Below are 16,848 nucleotides of genomic sequence, written 5' to 3' on the forward strand. Positions count from 1 at the left end.
GGCCGCGAAAGATGGTGTGAACGGGGGGTGGCGCCTGAGTACGGGTACTCAGGCGCCACACCTGTGCCGGGGGACAGGATCGGGGCATGCTCTGGTCCGATCCGAAGAACGAGCCCCCGAAGGACATGCGCGACGCCCAGGCGATGATCAGGCGGCTGACCCTGGTGCTGGGGCTCGCGATGCTCGTGGTGGTCTACGTCCTGGGCGTCGGCTTCTAGACCGCGTCCCGGGCCCCGCTCCGGGCCGTCCTCCGGGGCGCCCTCCGAGTCGTCCCGGACCGCCCTCCGGGGGCCCCGTCCGCGCCCCTACGATGGCCCTCATGACTGCCGAACCGCGCTCGCTCGTCCTCGCCTCCGCCTCCCCCGCCCGGCTGAACCTGCTGCGGCAGGCCGGCCTCGCCCCGCACGTGATCGTCAGCGGCTTCGACGAGGACGCGCTCCAGGCCGACTCCCCGTCCGAGCTGGCCCTGGCCCTCGCCGAGGCCAAGGCCGACGTCGTGGCGGGCCTGGAGAAAGCCGCGGGCGCCCTGGTCATCGGCTGCGACTCCGTGCTGGAGCTGGACGGCGAGGCCCTGGGCAAGCCGGCGGACGCCGAGGAGGCCACCGCGCGCTGGAAGTCGATGCGCGGGCGGGCGGGCGTACTGCGCACCGGGCACTGCGTGATCGACACGGCGAACGGCCGCCGGGTGTCGGCCACGGCGTCCACGACGGTCCGGTTCGGCGAGCCGACGGACGCGGAGGTCGCGGCGTACGTGGCCAGCGGCGAGCCGCTGCACGTGGCGGGCGCGTTCACCCTGGACGGGCTGTCGGCGCCGTTCATCGACGGCATCGACGGGGACCCCGGGAACGTGATCGGCCTGTCGCTCCCGCTGCTGCGCTCCCTGCTCGGCGAACTGGGTGTATCCATCACGGATTTGTGGGCCTGAGTTCCCCGAACGGCGGTGGCGGCGGCGTGTCCCGGGCCGCCGCGCGGCCCTCGGCCACCGGGGCGTGGAGCATCAGGACCAGGACGAGCAGACACAGGATCAGCATCATCGCCACGAAGGCGGCCCAGCCGACGAGTGCGACGGCGAGGATGCCGAGCACTCCGTGAGTGACGGCGGCGGTGAACAGGACGATGCGGGCGAAACGGCCGGGGGCCCGGTCGCGCACGGCGGCGACGGCGACGAGCACGGCGCACAGCACGAGGAAGGCGCCCATGCCGGCGCCGAGTCCGTACGTCGCCTTGGACATGAGGTCCGGGTCGCTCCCCGCGATGGACATCGACTGGTTCTGCGTCGTGCGGCCCAGCACGACGTGCACGAGCACGAGCACCGCCGCTTCCGCGACCAGCACGATCGCGGCCAGTACGGCCACGAGTCTGCGCAGCACGACGTCCACCCCCCACACGTCACAAGCGTGTTCGACGCCTGGAGGCTACTAACGGGTAAACGTGCGGACAAGGGGTCGGGCCCCCTTCGTTGCGGGAGGACCCCCTAGCGTGGCGATCAAGCAAAGAAAACGCGGGCCGTTCGTAGGGAACCCACAAAGAATCACCCGGGCCCGCTGACCGGCCGGACAGAGACCCCGGCCACACGACAGGGTTACTGTGCAGTCGGGGATCCCCCTGACCTGGGGCGCCACAAGGGTTTTCCGCTGGATCGGACCACACGTCACATTCCGTGTGGGCAAGGTCACCACCGGGAAAGGGTCGAAAGGCCGTGTGGGCTGTCCCTAAACTCAGCTTGTTTTCAAGGAGGGAGCCATCGTGCGCAAGGTGCTCATCGCCAACCGTGGCGAAATCGCTGTCCGCGTTGCCCGGGCCTGCCGGGACGCCGGGATCGCGAGCGTAGCCGTCTACGCCGATCCGGACCGGGACGCCCTGCACGTCCGCGCGGCCGACGAAGCGTTCGCGCTGGGCGGTGACACCCCGGCCGGCAGCTACCTGGACATCGGCAAAGTCCTCCAGGCCGCCGCCGACTCCGGAGCGGACGCCATCCATCCCGGATACGGCTTCCTATCCGAGAACGCCGACTTCGCCCAGGCCGTCCTCGACGCGGGCCTGACCTGGATCGGACCCCCGCCCCAGGCCATCCGCGACCTCGGCGACAAGGTCGCCGCCCGCCACATCGCCCAACGCGCCGGAGCCCCCCTGGTCGCCGGCACCCCCGACCCCGTCTCCGGCTCCGACGAAGTCGTCGCGTTCGCCAGGGAACACGGACTGCCCATCGCCATCAAGGCGGCCTTCGGCGGCGGCGGCCGCGGCCTCAAAGTCGCCCGCACCCTCGAAGAAGTCCCCGAACTCTACGACTCCGCCGTCCGCGAGGCCGTCGCCGCCTTCGGCCGCGGCGAATGCTTCGTCGAGCGCTACCTCGACCAGCCCCGCCACGTCGAAACCCAGTGCCTCGCCGACACCCACGGCAACGTCGTCGTCGTCTCCACCCGCGACTGCTCCCTCCAGCGACGCCACCAGAAGCTGGTGGAGGAGGCCCCCGCACCGTTCCTCACCGACGCCCAGAACGCCGAGCTGTACGCCGCGTCCAAAGCCATCCTGAAGGAAGCCGGCTACGTCGGCGCCGGCACCGTGGAGTTCCTCGTCTCCGCCGACGGCCTCATCTCCTTCCTCGAGGTCAACACCCGCCTCCAGGTCGAACACCCCGTCACCGAAGAGGTCTCCGGCATCGACCTCGTCCGCGAGATGTTCCGCATCGCCGACGGCGAAGCCCTCGGCTACGACGACCCCGTCCTGCGCGGCCACTCCATCGAGTTCCGCATCAACGGCGAAGACCCCGGCCGCGGCTTCCTCCCCGCCCCCGGCACCGTCACCAAGTTCGCCCCGCCCTCGGGCCCCGGCGTCCGCCTCGACGCCGGCGTCGAATCCGGCTCCGTCATCGGACCCGCCTGGGACTCCCTCCTCGCCAAACTCATCGTCACCGGCGCCACCCGCGAACAGGCCCTCCAGCGCGCCGCCCGCGCGCTCGCCGAGTTCGAGATCGAGGGCATGGCCACCGCCGTCCCCTTCCACCGCGCCGTCGTCGCCGACCCCGCCTTCAACCCCGCCGGCACGAACCCCTTCACCGTCCACACCCGCTGGATCGAAACCGAGTTCGTCAACACCATCCCCGCCTTCACCGCCCCCGCAGTCGAGGACACCGAGGACGAACCCGGCCGCGAAACCGTCGTCGTCGAGGTCGGCGGCAAGCGCCTGGAAGTCTCCCTCCCGTCGTCGCTGGGCATGACCCTGGCCCGCACCGCCGCCGCCGGCGGAGCCAAGCCCAAACGCCGCGCCGCCAAGAAGTCCGGCCCCGCCGCCTCCGGCGACACCCTCGCCTCCCCCATGCAGGGCACCATCGTCAAAGTCGCCGTCGAAGAGGGCCAGAAAGTCGAGGAAGGCGAACTCATCGTCGTCCTCGAAGCCATGAAAATGGAACAACCCCTCAACGCCCACCGCTCCGGCACCATCACCGGCCTCATCGCCGAAGTCGGCGCCTCCCTCACCTCCGGCGCCCTCATCTGCGAGATCAAGGACTGATCTCGTCAGGTCGTCAGACGACATCGGCCCCCAGGACCCGTTCGGGTCCTGGGGGCCGATGTCATATGCGAAGGGCCGCTGCGGGATGCAGCCGAGCCGTCACCGTGGTGTCGTCACCGCCGCCGCATGTCCGCCACCCTTGCGCGTTCGCGCTCCCGGTCGCCCGGGTCCGGGAGGGCCGACGCGCTGCGCAGTTGCGACGGCGGGGCGGACCGGCGCTGGACCGGGAGGGGGGAGTCGCGGCGGGGGCGGCGGCCCTGCATCGGGTCGCCCGCCGCGCCCGGGTGGGTCGAGCCCGCCACCGTGATCTGTACGCCCTGGTCGGCGAGGGCCTGGAGTTCCGTGGCCGCGCGGTCGTCGTGCGGCGGCGGCTCGTCCGTGACCAGGCGGGTCATGACGTCGGTCGGCACCGTCTGGAACATGGTGTCCATGCCGAGCTTGGTGTGATCGGCCAGGACCACCACTTCCGCCGCCGCCTGGACCAGCGCCCGGTCCACGCTCGCGCTGAGCATGTTGGACGTGGACAGGCCGCGTTCCGCGGTCAGGCCGCTGCCCGAGAGGAAGGCCCGGGAGACACGCAGCCCCTGGAGGGACTGCTCGGCCCCGCTGCCGACCAGCGCGTAGTTGGACCCGCGGAGGGTGCCGCCGGTCATCACCACTTCCACCCGGTTGGCATGGGCCAGGGCCTGGGCGACGAGCAGCGAGTTGGTGACGACGGTCAGTCCGGGCACCCGGGCGAGCCGGCGGGCCAGCTCCTGGGTCGTGGTGCCCGCGCCGACGACGATGGCCTCGCCCTCTTCCACGAGGGAGGCCGCGACGTCGGCGATGGCGGTCTTCTCCGCCGTCGCGAGATGGGACTTTTGCGGAAAGCCGGACTCCCGCGTGAAACCGCCCGGCAAGACCGCACCGCCGTGCCGGCGGTCGAGGAGTCCTTCTGCCTCCAGCGCCCGCACGTCCCGCCGTACGGTCACTTCGGAGGTCTGGACGACGCGGGCGAGCTCCCGGAGCGATACCGCTCCGTTGGCCCGCACCATTTCGAGGATCAATTGGCGACGTTCTGCAGCGAACACGAAACTGACAGTAACCCCAACGACCGTCTGCTTTCAGCTCCTTGCGCCGGAATACCGAAGTTGTCCGTATGGCGGGGCAACTAGTGGTATACGCGCCACGAGGGTTGGGTGAACCTCGGGCCACGCCCCGGGGTACCGCCCCAAACCCCGTACGGCCTGGGGCGGTTGAGGCGGATCAGCCCTCGCCGGAGACCTTGCGCGTGTGCAGCTGGCGTGCCACCTCGGCGATGGAACCGGACAACGAGGGGTACACCGTGAACGCGTTTGCGATCTGCTCGACCGTCAGATTGTTGTCGACCGCGATCGAGATGGGGTGGATGAGCTCGCTCGCTCGCGGCGATACGACCACGCCGCCGACGATGATCCCGGTGCCCGGGCGGCAGAACAGCTTCACGAAGCCGTCCCGGATGCCCTGCATCTTGGCGCGCGCGTTGCGCAGCAGCGGGAGCTTCACCACGCGGGCGTCGATCCTGCCGGAGTCCACGTCGGCCTGGGTGTAGCCGACGGTGGCGATCTCGGGGTCGGTGAAGACGTTGGAGGACACCGTCTTGAGGTTCAGCGGGGCCACCGCGTCGCCGAGGAAGTGGTACATCGCGATGCGGCCCTGCATGGCGGCCACGGAGGCCAGCGCGAACACGCCCGTCACGTCGCCGGCCGCGTACACGCCCGGCGAGGAGGTGCGGGAGACCTTGTCGGTCCAGATGTGGCCGGAGTCCTTGAGCCGGACCCCGGACTCCTCCAGGTTCATGCCCTGGGTGTTCGGCACCGCGCCGACCGCCATCAGGCAGTGCGTGCCGGTCAGCACGCGGCCGTCGGAGAGGGTGACCTCGACCCGGTCGCCGACCCGCTTCGCGGACTCGGCGCGCGAGCGCCCGACGACGTTCATGCCGCGGCGCCGGAAGACGTCCTCCAGTACGGCCGCGGCGTCCGGGTCCTCGCCCGGCAGCACCCGGTCGCGGGAGGAGACGAGCGTCACCCGGGAGCCGAGGGCCTGGTACGCGCCGGCGAACTCGGCGCCCGTCACGCCGGAGCCGACCACGATGAGCTCCTCGGGGAGCTCCTCCAGGTCGTAGACCTGGGTCCAGTTCAGGATGCGCTCGCCGTCGGGCATCGCGTCCGGGATCTCGCGGGGGTGCCCGCCGGTCGCGATCAGTACGGCGTCGGCCGTGAGGATCGTCTCCGAACCGTCGGCGGCCGTGACGATGACGTCCCGGGTGCCGTCGATGCCCTGCGGGCCGCCGAGCTTGCCGCGGCCGCGCAGCACGCGGGCGCCGGCCCGGGTGACGGAGGCGGTGATGTCGTGGGACTGGGCGAGCGCCAGGCGCTTGACGCGCCGGTTCACCTTGCCGAGGTCCACGCCGACGACGCGCGCGGCCTGCTCGATGTGCGGGGTGTCGTCCGCGACGACGATGCCGAGCTCCTCGTACGACGAGTCGAAGGTCGTCATGACCTCGGCCGTCGCGATGAGCGTCTTCGAGGGGACGCAGTCGGTCAGGACCGACGCTCCGCCCAGACCGTCGCAGTCGACGACGGTCACCTCCGCGCCGAGCTGGGCCCCCACCAGGGCTGCCTCATACCCGCCGGGTCCACCGCCGATGATCACGATCCGGGTCACGAAAAGTCCGCCTCACGTCTACCCGGTCGGCTGCCGCCCCGGCCGGTGTTCCGGGGGGTCTCCCCGGGGGATGCATTCCGTGCCCCATTGTCCCGCACGCATCAAGGTGCTTCGCGCCCGGTCCCTCCATCCGGGAACGCGGCCACCGCCGCCCCTCCCGTACCCTCGACCACATGTCGCTCTACGCCGCGTACGCCGGCAACCTCGACCCGCGGCTGATGACGCGCCGCGCTCCCCATTCGCCGCTGCGCGGCACGGGCTGGATCAACGACTGGCGGCTGACCTTCGGCGGCGAGCAGATGGGCTGGGAGGGCGCGCTCGCGACGATCGTGGAAGCCCCGCGCCACCAGATCTTCGTCGCCCTCTACGACATCGCGCCGCTCGACGAGGACTCGATGGACCGCTGGGAGGGCGTCGGGCTCGACATCTACCGCCGCATGCGGGTGCGCGTCCACACCCTCGAAGGCGAGGAGGCGGCCTGGGTGTACGTCCTGAACGGCTACGAGGGCGGTCTGCCCTCCGCGCGCTACCTGGGCGAGCTGGCCGACGCCGCCGAGTCCGCCGGCGCCCCGCACGACTACGTGATGGAACTGCGCAAGCGGCCCTGCTGAGCCCCGGGGCCCGCCCACGCGCGCCCCTCACGCTCCCCGCGCCCCCTCGCGCGCCCCTGTAGCCCCGTCCGCGCCCCCCGCGCCCAGCCCGCGCCCCGGGCGCTCCCCCCTCCGGTCCCCGGCCCCCGTACGGCTCGTCGGGGACGATTCGGCGGAAACGACAAGGCAACGATCCGAACACCGTGAGCTGCGCCATCTACGCGCGTAGGGATTGAGCGGTTACGCTCGTCCGCGTGAACGCATCTGTTACCGACCCCTTCGCCGCCGCCGACGCCGCAGCCGCCCGTCTGCGCGAGCTGACCGGCGCCGAGACCCACGATGTCGCCCTCGTGATGGGCTCCGGCTGGGCCCCCGCCGCAGAGGCGCTCGGTGCGCCCGAGGCCGAGTTCCCGGTCACCGAGCTGCCCGGCTTCCCGCCCCCCGCCGTCGAGGGCCACGGCGGCAAGATCCGCTCGTACAAGATCGGCGACAAGCGCGCGCTGCTCTTCCTCGGCCGGACCCACTACTACGAGGGCCGCGGCGTCGCCGCCGTCGCCCACGGCGTGCGCACCGCGGTCGCCGCCGGCTGCAAGACCATCGTGCTGACCAACGGCTGCGGCGGTCTGCGCGAGGGCATGAAGCCCGGCCAGCCGGTCCTGATCAGCGACCACCTGAACCTCACGGCCACCTCGCCGATCGTCGGCGCGAACTTCGTGGACCTCACCGACCTCTACTCGCCGCGCCTGCGCGCGCTGTGCAAGGAGATCGACGAGACCCTCGAAGAGGGCGTCTACGTGCAGTTCCCCGGCCCGCACTACGAGACCCCGGCCGAGATCAACATGATCCGCGTGATGGGCGCCGACCTGGTCGGCATGTCCACCGTGCTGGAGGCCATCGCCGCCCGCGAGGCCGGCGCCGAGGTGCTGGGCATCTCCCTGGTCACCAACCTGGCGGCGGGCCTGTCGGGCGAGCCGCTGAACCACGAAGAGGTGCTCCAGGCAGGCCGCGACTCGGCTTCGCGCATGGGCAAGCTGCTGACCCAGGTCCTCGCGCGCATCTGAGCGGGCACGCGAGGGGCCGCAGGCACCCAGAGGTACGAGAGGTAAGGCGGAAGCAGTGCAGGAACAGGACGACCTGATCACCCGGGCGCGGGCCTGGCTGGCGGAGGACCCGGACCCCGAGACGGCGGCCGAGCTCGCCGCGCTCCTCGACGCCGGCGACACCGCCGGGCTCGCGGACCGCTTCGCCGGCACGCTCCAGTTCGGCACCGCCGGACTGCGCGGCGAGCTGGGCGCGGGCCCGATGCGGATGAACCGCGCCGTGGTCATCCGGGCGGCGGCGGGCCTCGCGGCCTACCTGAAGGCCGAGGGCCACGCCGACGGCCTCGTCGTCGTCGGCTACGACGCCCGCTACAAGTCGGCGGACTTCGCCCGCGACACCGCGGCGGTCATGACGGGCGCCGGGCTGCGCGCGGCCGTCCTGCCCCGCCCGCTGCCGACGCCGGTCCTGGCGTACGCCATAAGGCACCTGGGCGCCGTCGCCGGCGTCGAGGTGACCGCGAGCCACAACCCGCCCCGGGACAACGGCTACAAGGTCTACCTCGGCGACGGCTCGCAGATCGTCTCCCCGGCGGACGCCGGGATCGCGTCGGAGATCGCGCGCGTGGACACCCTCGCCTCGGTCCCCCGCCCGGAATCCGGCTGGGAGGACCTCGGCGACGAGGTCCTGGAGGCCTACCTGGCCCGCACGGACGCCGTCCTGACCCCCGGGTCCGCCCGGGGCGTACGGACCGTCTACACGGCCATGCACGGCGTCGGCAAGGACGTCGTCCTGGCGGCCTTCGCCCGCGCCGGGTTCCCGGAGCCGGTCCTGGTCGCCGAGCAGGCGGAGCCCGACCCGGCCTTCCCGACCGTGGCGTTCCCCAACCCGGAGGAGCCGGGCGCGATGGACCTGTCCTTCGCGAAGGCCGCCGAGGTGAACCCCGACATCGTGATCGCCAACGACCCGGACGCGGACCGCTGCGCGGTGGCGGTCCCGGACGGCGCGTCGGCCACCGGCTGGCGGATGCTGCGCGGCGACGAGGTCGGCGCGCTGCTGGCGGCGCACCTGGTGCGCAAGGGCGCTCGGGGCGTGTTCGCCGAGTCGATCGTCTCGTCCAGCCTGCTGGGCCGGATCGCCGAGGCGGCGGGCGTCGGCTACGAGGAGACCCTGACGGGCTTCAAGTGGATCGCCCGCGTCGAGGGCCTGCGCTACGGCTACGAGGAGGCGCTCGGCTACTGCGTGGACCCCGAGGGCGTCCGCGACAAGGACGGCGTCACCGCCGCCCTGCTGGTGGCGGAGCTGGCCTCGGAGCTGAAGGAGCAGGGCCGCACCCTGACCGACCTGCTGGACGACCTGGCGCTGGCCCACGGCCTGCACGCCACCGACCAGCTGTCGGTCCGCGTCTCGGACCTGTCGGTGATCGCCTCGGCGATGGCCGCGCTGCGGGCCGAGCCCCCGGTGTCCCTCGCCGGTCTGCGGGTCGTCTCGGCGGAGGACCTGTCCGTCGGTACGGCGGCGCTGCCGCCCACGGACGGCCTGCGCTATTACCTGGACGGCGGCTACAAGGCCCGGGTGATCGTGCGCCCCTCCGGCACCGAGCCGAAGCTGAAGTGCTACCTGGAGGTGGTGGTCCCGGTCGCCGGGGCCTCCGGCCTCGCCGCGGCCCGCACCCGCGGCCAGGAGATCCTCGACGCGGTCAAGAAGGACCTCGCGGCGGCTGCCGGAATCTAGCCCTCTCGACGCGCCCGTCACCCGACGGCCCCCGGAGCCCAGGCTCCGGGGGCCGTCGTCGCACCGCAGGACCGCAGCCAGGGCCACCCGGCCGCCGGCCCCGCCCCGGCTCAGGACCGCGTCGGATCCGGCGCAGGCGCCCCGCCTGAGGCCGGCGCCCCGCCCGCGGCCGGCGCCGGCGACCCGCCCTGGCTCGTACCGGCGGTCGTACCGCCCGCCCCGGCGCCGGGCCGTGCGAGCGGGGCGTCAGGACGGCGTCGACGACGGCCGTACGAGCTCGCCCAGCGTCGGCACCGACTCGGGCCGCGAACGCACCGCCTCCGTGCACTCCCACTCCCGCGGCGGATCCGCGTCGGGACCGCCCAGGACCACCGGCCCCTGGCCCGCCGACACCGCCTCGTTGCCCGCCAGCGTGCAGACGATCTGTGACAGCGCCACCGGCGGCAGGTCCTCCGGCTTGCGGCTGAGCCGCACCGTGCCCGCCGGATCGCCCGGCCTCGGCGCGCCCGCGGTCAGCCCCGCGGGCACCCCGGTGGTGAAGCCGGCGTCCCGCTCCTGGGCCGAGGGCGACTTCTCCAGCGCCTCCAGCAGCGCCTGCGCGACCAGCGCCACGGGATCCCGTACGACCCTCTTCTCCGGCACCGGGACGATCCGCTCCACGCCCACAAGCTGCGACCCGCAGACCAGTTCCACCGACGCCCGGAAGCCCTGCACCCCGCCCTGGCCCGAGGCCTGGTCCGGGGTGTCGCACGACACCCGCGAGGGCGCCGGCCCCACGTCCACCGGCACGGTCGTCGCCCGGATCCCGCACCCGGAGACCAGGCCCGCCACGACCGCCAGACACGGCAGGACCAGCACCGCCGGCCTCAGGACCAACGGCCTCAGCACCGCCGGTCTCCGCACCGCCCGCCTACGCCTCGTCATCCCCGCTCACCTTCCCCACGTCCACCGGCAGCCGCAGCGTGAACAGCGCACCGCCCCCCGCCGCGTTGGCCGCGGTGATGTCACCGCCGTGGATGTGCGCGTTCTCCACGGCGATCGACAGGCCGAGCCCGCTGCCGTCCGACTTCGGCCGCGACGCGCTCGCCTTGTAGAAGCGGTCGAAGACGTGCGGCAGCACCTCCTCGGGGATGCCCGGCCCGTTGTCGCGCACCGCGATCACCAGCCACTCCCCCTCCACGGCCAGCGACACCCGCACCGGCGAGCCGCCGTGCTTGAGCGCGTTGCCGATCAGGTTGGCGAGGATGACGTCGAGACGACGCGGGTCGAGCCGCGCCACGATGCCCCGCTCCGCGTCGAGTTCGACCGCGTCCAGCCAGGCCCGGGCGTCGATGCAGGCGGTGACCTGGTCGGCGACGTTCACGTCGTCGAGCACCAGCCGGGCCGTTCCCGCGTCGAAGCGGGTGACCTCCATCAGGTTCTCCACCAGGTCGTTGAGGCGCCGCGTCTCGCTCACTACCAGCGCCACCGCCGGCGCGATCATCGGGTCGAGGTGGTCGACCTCCTCCTCCAGCACCTCGGCGACCGCCGTCAGGGCCGTCAGCGGGGTGCGCAGCTCGTGCGACATGTCCGCGACGAAGCGCCGGCTGGACTCCTCGCGCGCGCTCATGTCGGCGACCTTCTTCTCCAGCGCCTCAGCCGTCTTGTTGAAGGTGTGCGAGAGGTCCGCGAGTTCGTCCGTGCCCGACACGGCCAGCCGGTGGTCGAGTTCGCCCTCGCCGAGCCGCCGCGCCGCGTCGCCGAGGCGCTGCACGGGCTTGAGCACGGTCCGCGCCGCGGCCTGCGCGAGCAGCGCCGAGCAGAGCAGGGCCAGTCCGGTCGCGATCGTCAGCGACCAGCCCAGGGCGTTCAGGTCGTCGCGCTCCTGGGCGAGGGACTTGTACATGTAGCCGGTCGGCCCGCCGCCCACGATCCGCGTCCCGCCGACCAGGTACGGCTTGCCCTGCGGCTTCGTCCGCTGCCAGTACACGTGGTACTCGGAGCCGTTGGCCGACGTCGTCTTCTGCCGGTCGTCGACCGCGTGCCGCAGGGACTGCGGTACGTCGTCCAGCCCGAAGGAGTCGGGGCCGGCCGCGCCGAACACCTCGCGGCCGTCCTGGCCCTCGTTGACCAGGAGCACGCTGTACCCGGGGCTGCTCCCCGCCATCAGCTCGGCGGTCCGCTGCATCTCCTCGGCCGTCGGGTCCGCGGGGAGCGCGGCTGCCCGGTTCTGCATCTCCTGCCGGAAGTCGCCGAGGGCGGCGTCCTGCGTACGGGTCAGGACCGCCTCGCGGTTGAGCCAGTACGCGATCCCGGAGGCGGAGACGGCGGCGGTCAGCGCGACCAGCGCGAAGACCATCAGGAGCCGCAGCCGCAGGCTGGTCCAGCGCCGGCCCGCGAGCAGCGCCCGGATCACTGCGGGGAGTCCAGGCGGTAACCGACGCCGCGGACGGTACGGATCAGCGTGGGTGAGGACGGCACGTCCTCGACCTTGGCGCGCAGCCGCTGCACGCAGGCGTCGACGAGCCGGGAGTCGCCGAGGTAGTCGTGCTCCCAGACGAGGCGCAGCAACTGCTGGCGGGACAGCGCCTGCCCGGGGCGGCGGCTGAGTTCGAGGAGCAGCCGCAGTTCGGTCGGGGTGAGCTGGAGGTCCTCGCCGTTCTTCGTGACGGTCATGGCCGCGCGGTCGATGACCAGCGAGCCGAAGCTCGCCGAGTCGGTGGACTCGCGCTCGCCGCGGCGCAGCACGGCCCGGATGCGGGCGTCGAGGACCCGGCCCTGGACGGGTTTGACCACGTAGTCGTCGGCGCCGGACTCCAGGCCGACGACCACGTCGATGTCGTCGCTGCGCGCGGTGAGCAGGATGATCGGCAGCTGGTCGGTGCGGCGGATGCGCCGGCACACCTCGAAGCCGTCGATCCCGGGCAGCATCACGTCCAGCACGATGAGATCCGGCCGCTGCTCGCGCAGCAGTTTCAGGCCGTCCTCGCCCGTCGCCGCGGTGGCCACTCGGTGGCCCTGGCGTGACAGGGAGAGTTCGAGGGCCGTGCGGATGGCGTCGTCGTCCTCGATCAGCAACAGGAAGGGCACGGGCTCATTCTGTCCCATCGGCCGTCGGGAGTTCGACCGTCGGGGGCGGGCGATCTCGACGGGGCCGCTGTGACAGGCCTGTGACAGTCGACGGACACCCCGGTTAAGTCGGCCGTGCAGGCTTCAGTCATCGAACGAAGCACGGACCGGAGCAGACTCCACGACGGGGGGCGCGAGATGAACACGCTGCACAGCATCAACACCAGCGCGGTTGTCACGCGGCTGCACGATGTGAACCGCCGGGCGGGTGTCCGTGCGGTCGCGGTCGCCCGCCCCCGGCAGTCGCACGTGGTGGCCATCGACGCGATCACGTACCAGCCTTCCAAGGCCGTCCCGGCGCCGGCGGCGCAGCCGTCCGCCGCCGCGGAGGCCGAGTTCACGGCGTACGTCCAGGAGCGCCGGTCCGCCCTCTACGCGACGGCCTTCCACCTCACCGGTGACCGGCACGAGGCCGAGGACCTGCTGCAGAGCGCGCTGTTCTCCACGTACCGGGCCTGGGACCGCATCAGCGACAAGGCAGCCGTCGGCGGGTACCTGCGCCGCACGATGACGAACCTGCACATCAGCGCCTGGCGCCGGCGGAAGCTCAACGAGTACCCGACGGAGGAGCTGCCGGAGACGGCCTCGGACACGGACGCGATGCGCGGCACGGAGCTGCGCGCGGTGCTGTGGCAGGCGCTGGCCCGGATCCCCGAGCCGCAGCGCACGATGCTGGTGCTGCGTTACTACGAGGGCCGCACGGACCCGGAGATCGCGGAGATCCTCGGGATCAGCGTCGGCACGGTGAAGTCGAGCATCTGGCGGTCGCTGCGGCGGCTGCGGGACGACGAGGCGCTCAGCTTCGGCAACGACGAGGCGGAGTCCTTCGAGGAGCTGGTGGCGTAACGCGCCGCCGTACGGACCATCGGGCCGGGGGGGCCGTCCTGCGGGGGTGGGACGGGGAACGGGGGGAGAAGGGCGGGATCATGCGGCCGGGGGTCCGCATGATCCCGCCTTCTCGCATGTCCGGGGCGGTGCGGGGTCAGAGGCGCTTGGCGCTGCGCAGGGCGGCGGCGTAGTAGCCGTTGCCGTCGAGGCGGGAGGCGCCGCCCTTGTCGCCGATGGTGGGGCCGTTGGCCTCTTCGCGGCTCGATATGAAGATCTTGTGCCCTTCGGTGTCGTTACCGAGGTACATGCCGGCGTGGTCCAGCCGGTCGCCGGAGCGGGCGTCGAGCTTGAAGAACACCAGGTCGCCCGGCTGGAGGACATCGACGGAGGCCGGCCGGTCCTGCGGGCCGACGCCCTTGAGGGGCAGGATCTCCACGCCGGTCTTCGAGCGGGCCATCCCGTTGGCCGTGCGCGGCAGTCCGGTGCCGCCCGTGTCGGAGGCCATCAGCGGGAAGCGGGCGCGGTAGCCGAAGACGGTGCGGATGAAACCGGAGCAGTCCAGGGCCCCGCGCTTGTTCTTCTCCGGCTGCTCCGTGGTGCCGTTGCGGAAGGTGTACGGGATGCCGAGGTAGTCGTAGAAGTCCGACTGCTCCAGGCGGAGGTCGTTGCCCGGGGACCCGTTCGGGTTGAGCGGGCCGAAGACGGCGTCGCCCGCGTACTGGACGCCGGCCGCGTCCTTCTTGGCCGGCGCCTGGTCTCCGTACTGGAAGGCGATCGCGAAGAGGTCGTCCTCCTCGCTGCCGTAGTACTTCTTGAACCAGTCCTGGAACCACTGCTCGCGCTCCGCGCCGTTGCGCCAGCTCTCCGGCAGGAGGCGGACCCAGTCGTCGGTGACGACGCGGGTCTGCGTGGTGGCCGGCTCGGTGAAGGTGCGGCCCTTGCCGGTGAGCGACGCGGTGCGCGCGCCGTCCGTGAAGGTGGCGAGGACGGCTCCGTCCGCGCTTCGCAGGACCGAGCGCTCGGGGTTCTTCAGCCGGTCCCACTTCTGGGCGCCGCCCTCGTCGCCGCCGCCCTTCTGCGCCCGGTCGGTGACGCGCAGCACCTCGGGGGCCTTGGCCTGCTCCTCCTTGCGCAGCTCGAAGGTGAAGTACGCGCTGGCGGCCACCAGGAGTGCGACGACGGCGGCGTGCAGGACGGGGCGGTTGCGGCGGGCGGGCTTGGCGGTCATCAGTGTGCTCCGGGCGGTGCGGGTGATCGGTGCATGGCGTCGGTCAGGCGTGCGGCATGAAGCCGAGCAGGATGCCCGCGGTCAGGACGACGTACGTCGTGAGGGTCGCTGACCCGGTGGCGAGCATGGTGGCGCCCTTGGGCTGGCGGACGAGCTGGTAGGCGATCAGCCCGGGCACGATGAACCCGAGGGTCTGGTTGGCGTACAGCAGGGGGAACTTCATCTGCAGCACGATGACCACCGTGGCCTGGAGGAGCACTCCGATGAGGACGACGGCGGCGAACAGGCGCTTGCCGTAGAGGATCACGAACTTCTGGGTGACCAGGGTGAGCGCATAGGTCAGGGCGGTGATGCCGACGACGAGCGCCGCGCGCTGGAGGTCCTCGATGAGGGTGAGCGCGAGCCAGCCGGGGGTGATCATGCCGCCGGGCGAGAGGTTCGTCGTGAGGTAGCAGAGCAGGGAGAACAGCAGGCCCAGCGCGATGCCGATCGCGGCGATCTCGGGGGTGAGGACTGCGGGGATCAACGGGGCTCTCCTGGACTCTGCCACTGCGGGTTCGGGTGGGGCGCGTTCGGGTGGGGCGGCCAGGGCTGCTCGTAGGACGTCTGCGGCTGCTGCGGGTACGGGTACGGGTCCTGGGGCTGCCGGGCCTGCGGCTGCGGCTGCTGCGGGTACGGGTACGGGTCCTGGGGCTGCCGGGCCTGCGGCTGCTGCGGGTACGGGTCCTGGGGCCGCTGCCCGTGCGGCTGCGGGTACGGGTCCTGCGCCTGCTGCGGCGGGTGGACGTACTGCCGCGGTACGGGGGGCTGCGCGAAGCGGGCCTCCTGCGCCGCGGTGAGGTCGGCGTACGGGTCGAGGGGCGCGGCGTACAGCGGCTGCGCGGGCGCGGCCTGTCCGGATGCGGCGGGCTCGTGGGCCGGGGCCGCCTCGTCGGGCTCCTCCTCGAAGCCGGGCAGTTCCGCCAGGTGCTCCAGGAGGATCTCGCCCTGGCCGTGGATGTTGCCGATGGCCACGAGCGAGGAGCTCTCGCCGAGGTGGCCGAGCAGCTCGTTCATGAACTCCTCGCCGTCGCGCTGGTCGCCGCCGAGGTCGACGGCGCGTCCGCGCCAGTCGGCCGGGATCGCGTCGATGGCGCTCTTGGCCGGATGCCCGATCACGAAGACCTTGTCGGGCATCAGGTCGGGGATGATCGAGCCCATCTGGCCGTTGCGCTCGACGCGGTCGGGGCGGCAGTTGATCACCACGTTGAGGGGGCGGTCGACGGCGCCGAGGTCGAGGAGCTGGTTGATGTTCATCAGCGTCGACTCGGGGTCGTTGGCGGCGAAGACGTTGGCGAAGCGCACCCGCTTGCCGCCGGGGGCCACGTACCTCTCCACGGAGAGCACGCCGGGGTCCGGCGGGGCGTCGTACATCCCCTGGAGGGCGGTCTCGCGGTCGACGCCGAGGAGGTCGGCGACGGTGAGGGCGATGGCGACGTTCTCCTTGAAGGTGAACCAGCTGAAGCCCCGCAGCTCCTCGTCGCTGACGGTGTCGGGGTCGGCGTAGACGAGCGTGCAGTTCCTCGCGTCGGCCTCCTCCTGGAGGACGTGGAAGCGCTCCTTCTCGGCGGTGACGCAGATTCCGCCGTGCGGCATCGAGCGCGACAGGGAGCGTGCGATGTCGTCGAGGGTGGGGCCCATCTCGGCGACGTGGTCCTCGCGGACGTTGCACAGCACGCCGATGGTCGACTGGATCAGCTTCGACTGGTTGATCTCCTGGAGGGCGGGCATGACGGCCATGCACTCCATGACCAGCACGTGCGGCCGGTAGGCGGCGGCGCGCCGGACGATACCGATCTGTTCGACGACGTTGGCGATGCCGAACTTCCGGTAGACGGGCTCCTCGGTGGCGTCGGGGTGGATGAAGCGGGCCGCGGTGCCGGTGGTCTTGGCGACCGTCAGCAGTCCGCCGCCGCGCAGCGCTCCCGCGCACAGCCGGGTGATGGAGCTCTTGCCGCGGATGCCGTTGACCAGCACCCGGTTGGGTATCTGCACGAGGTTGGCGTAGTGCCGACGCTGCTCGACGATGCCCGCGACGAGCATGACCAGGCAGCAGAGGAGCAGCACGCAGTAGAGGAAGAGCACGGT

The 16,848-nt window shown here is 72.2% G+C and carries 16 protein-coding genes; 7 read left to right on the plus strand and 9 right to left on the minus strand.

The window, feature by feature from the left end; genetic code table 11:
• Positions 1-86 precede the first annotated feature (86 nt).
• Both mmpB and ACFWTC_RS00260 read left to right on the plus strand, forming a co-directional pair.
• Entirely contained in the window at positions 87-218 is a 132-nt protein-coding gene (mmpB, locus tag ACFWTC_RS00255) for a morphogenic membrane protein MmpB (protein ID WP_267718349.1), read from the plus strand.
• Positions 219-310: 92 nt separating this feature from the next.
• Positions 311-925: a Maf family protein gene (locus tag ACFWTC_RS00260; RefSeq protein WP_383924254.1), complete on the plus strand. Its 615-nt coding sequence runs from the start codon at positions 311-313 to the stop codon at positions 923-925.
• Here the strand turns inward: ACFWTC_RS00260 and ACFWTC_RS00265 are convergent.
• Positions 906-1,388: a hypothetical protein gene (locus ACFWTC_RS00265; RefSeq protein WP_383924256.1), complete on the minus strand. Its 483-nt coding sequence runs from the start codon at positions 1,386-1,388 to the stop codon at positions 906-908. The two genes, ACFWTC_RS00260 and ACFWTC_RS00265, sit on opposite strands and share 20 nt — an antisense overlap.
• A 358-nt stretch (positions 1,389-1,746) precedes the next feature.
• Here ACFWTC_RS00265 and ACFWTC_RS00270 point away from each other — a divergent pair, with 358 nt between their 5' ends.
• Positions 1,747-3,510: an acetyl/propionyl/methylcrotonyl-CoA carboxylase subunit alpha gene (locus ACFWTC_RS00270; protein ID WP_383924259.1), complete on the plus strand. Its 1,764-nt coding sequence runs from the start codon at positions 1,747-1,749 to the stop codon at positions 3,508-3,510.
• A gap of 113 nt (positions 3,511-3,623) precedes the next feature.
• Here ACFWTC_RS00270 and ACFWTC_RS00275 read toward each other — a convergent pair whose 3' ends face one another.
• Both ACFWTC_RS00275 and ACFWTC_RS00280 read right to left on the minus strand, forming a co-directional pair.
• Positions 3,624-4,544 (minus strand): DeoR/GlpR family DNA-binding transcription regulator, encoded by a 921-nt coding sequence (locus tag ACFWTC_RS00275; RefSeq protein WP_383924367.1) that lies wholly within the window; start codon positions 4,542-4,544, stop codon positions 3,624-3,626.
• 211 nt (positions 4,545-4,755) lie between these two features.
• Positions 4,756-6,195 carry an NAD(P)H-quinone dehydrogenase gene (locus ACFWTC_RS00280; RefSeq protein ID WP_383924262.1) on the minus strand — a complete coding sequence of 480 codons (1,440 nt, stop codon included), beginning with the start codon at positions 6,193-6,195 and terminating at the stop codon, positions 4,756-4,758.
• Positions 6,196-6,368: 173 nt separating this feature from the next.
• Between ACFWTC_RS00280 and ACFWTC_RS00285 the strand changes: the two genes are divergently transcribed.
• From ACFWTC_RS00285 to ACFWTC_RS00295, 3 genes are all read left to right on the plus strand, one after another.
• On the plus strand, positions 6,369-6,806 hold the full coding sequence (locus ACFWTC_RS00285) for a gamma-glutamylcyclotransferase (RefSeq protein ID WP_383924264.1): 438 nt from the start codon (positions 6,369-6,371) through the stop codon (positions 6,804-6,806).
• 233 nt (positions 6,807-7,039) lie between these two features.
• Positions 7,040-7,846, plus strand: a complete 807-nt coding sequence (locus tag ACFWTC_RS00290) for a purine-nucleoside phosphorylase (RefSeq protein WP_383924267.1) — start codon at positions 7,040-7,042, stop codon at positions 7,844-7,846.
• Positions 7,847-7,901: 55 nt separating this feature from the next.
• On the plus strand, positions 7,902-9,557 hold the full coding sequence (locus ACFWTC_RS00295; RefSeq protein ID WP_384026013.1) for a phospho-sugar mutase: 1,656 nt from the start codon (positions 7,902-7,904) through the stop codon (positions 9,555-9,557).
• Positions 9,558-9,803: 246 nt separating this feature from the next.
• Here ACFWTC_RS00295 and ACFWTC_RS00300 read toward each other — a convergent pair whose 3' ends face one another.
• The 3 genes from ACFWTC_RS00300 to afsQ1 are packed head-to-tail and all read right to left on the minus strand — an operon-like array spanning position 9,804 to position 12,626.
• Positions 9,804-10,445, minus strand: coding sequence for a hypothetical protein (locus ACFWTC_RS00300; protein WP_384026009.1), 642 nt, complete (start codon positions 10,443-10,445; stop codon positions 9,804-9,806).
• A gap of 22 nt (positions 10,446-10,467) precedes the next feature.
• A complete protein-coding gene (locus ACFWTC_RS00305; RefSeq protein WP_384026083.1) occupies positions 10,468-11,895 on the minus strand; it encodes an ATP-binding protein in 1,428 nt (475 codons plus the stop codon).
• A 53-nt stretch (positions 11,896-11,948) separates the two neighbouring features.
• Positions 11,949-12,626 carry a two-component system response regulator AfsQ1 gene (afsQ1, locus tag ACFWTC_RS00310; RefSeq protein ID WP_267723259.1) on the minus strand — a complete coding sequence of 226 codons (678 nt, stop codon included), beginning with the start codon at positions 12,624-12,626 and terminating at the stop codon, positions 11,949-11,951.
• A 177-nt stretch (positions 12,627-12,803) separates the two neighbouring features.
• Between afsQ1 and ACFWTC_RS00315 the strand changes: the two genes are divergently transcribed.
• A complete protein-coding gene (locus tag ACFWTC_RS00315) occupies positions 12,804-13,511 on the plus strand; it encodes a SigE family RNA polymerase sigma factor (RefSeq protein ID WP_383924276.1) in 708 nt (235 codons plus the stop codon).
• A 136-nt stretch (positions 13,512-13,647) separates the two neighbouring features.
• Here ACFWTC_RS00315 and ACFWTC_RS00320 read toward each other — a convergent pair whose 3' ends face one another.
• Genes ACFWTC_RS00320 through pgsB form a run of 3 tightly spaced genes read right to left on the minus strand, consistent with a single transcriptional unit; the run spans position 13,648 to position 16,845 of the window.
• Positions 13,648-14,721 carry a C40 family peptidase gene (locus ACFWTC_RS00320; RefSeq protein ID WP_383924279.1) on the minus strand — a complete coding sequence of 358 codons (1,074 nt, stop codon included), beginning with the start codon at positions 14,719-14,721 and terminating at the stop codon, positions 13,648-13,650.
• 43 nt (positions 14,722-14,764) lie between these two features.
• The gene (locus tag ACFWTC_RS00325) at positions 14,765-15,247 is read right to left on the minus strand and encodes a poly-gamma-glutamate biosynthesis protein PgsC/CapC (RefSeq protein WP_383924282.1); all 483 of its coding nucleotides are present in this window, start codon (positions 15,245-15,247) and stop codon (positions 14,765-14,767) included.
• The gene (gene pgsB, locus ACFWTC_RS00330) at positions 15,244-16,845 is read right to left on the minus strand and encodes a poly-gamma-glutamate synthase PgsB (RefSeq protein ID WP_383924285.1); all 1,602 of its coding nucleotides are present in this window, start codon (positions 16,843-16,845) and stop codon (positions 15,244-15,246) included. Before pgsB ends, ACFWTC_RS00325 begins: the two co-directional genes overlap by 4 nt.
• Positions 16,846-16,848: the final 3 nt, after the last annotated feature.

The organism is Streptomyces sp. NPDC058619 (genome assembly GCF_042717785.1).
In the GTDB taxonomy this organism is placed as follows: Bacteria; Actinomycetota; Actinomycetes; order Streptomycetales; family Streptomycetaceae; genus Streptomyces.

Excerpts from the sequence above, each read along its gene's own strand:
- mmpB (WP_267718349.1), top strand. The coding sequence starts at position 87 with ATGCTCTGGTCCGATCCGAAGAACGAGCCCCCGAAGGACATGCGCGAC.
- ACFWTC_RS00275 (WP_383924367.1), bottom strand. The coding sequence starts at position 4,544 with ATGGTGCGGGCCAACGGAGCGGTATCGCTCCGGGAGCTCGCCCGCGTC.
- ACFWTC_RS00285 (WP_383924264.1), top strand. The coding sequence starts at position 6,369 with ATGTCGCTCTACGCCGCGTACGCCGGCAACCTCGACCCGCGGCTGATG.
- ACFWTC_RS00305 (WP_384026083.1), bottom strand. The coding sequence starts at position 11,895 with ATGGTCTTCGCGCTGGTCGCGCTGACCGCCGCCGTCTCCGCCTCCGGG.
- ACFWTC_RS00320 (WP_383924279.1), bottom strand. The coding sequence starts at position 14,721 with ATGACCGCCAAGCCCGCCCGCCGCAACCGCCCCGTCCTGCACGCCGCC.
- ACFWTC_RS00260 (WP_383924254.1), top strand. The coding sequence starts at position 311 with ATGGCCCTCATGACTGCCGAACCGCGCTCGCTCGTCCTCGCCTCCGCC.
- ACFWTC_RS00315 (WP_383924276.1), top strand. The coding sequence starts at position 12,804 with ATGAACACGCTGCACAGCATCAACACCAGCGCGGTTGTCACGCGGCTG.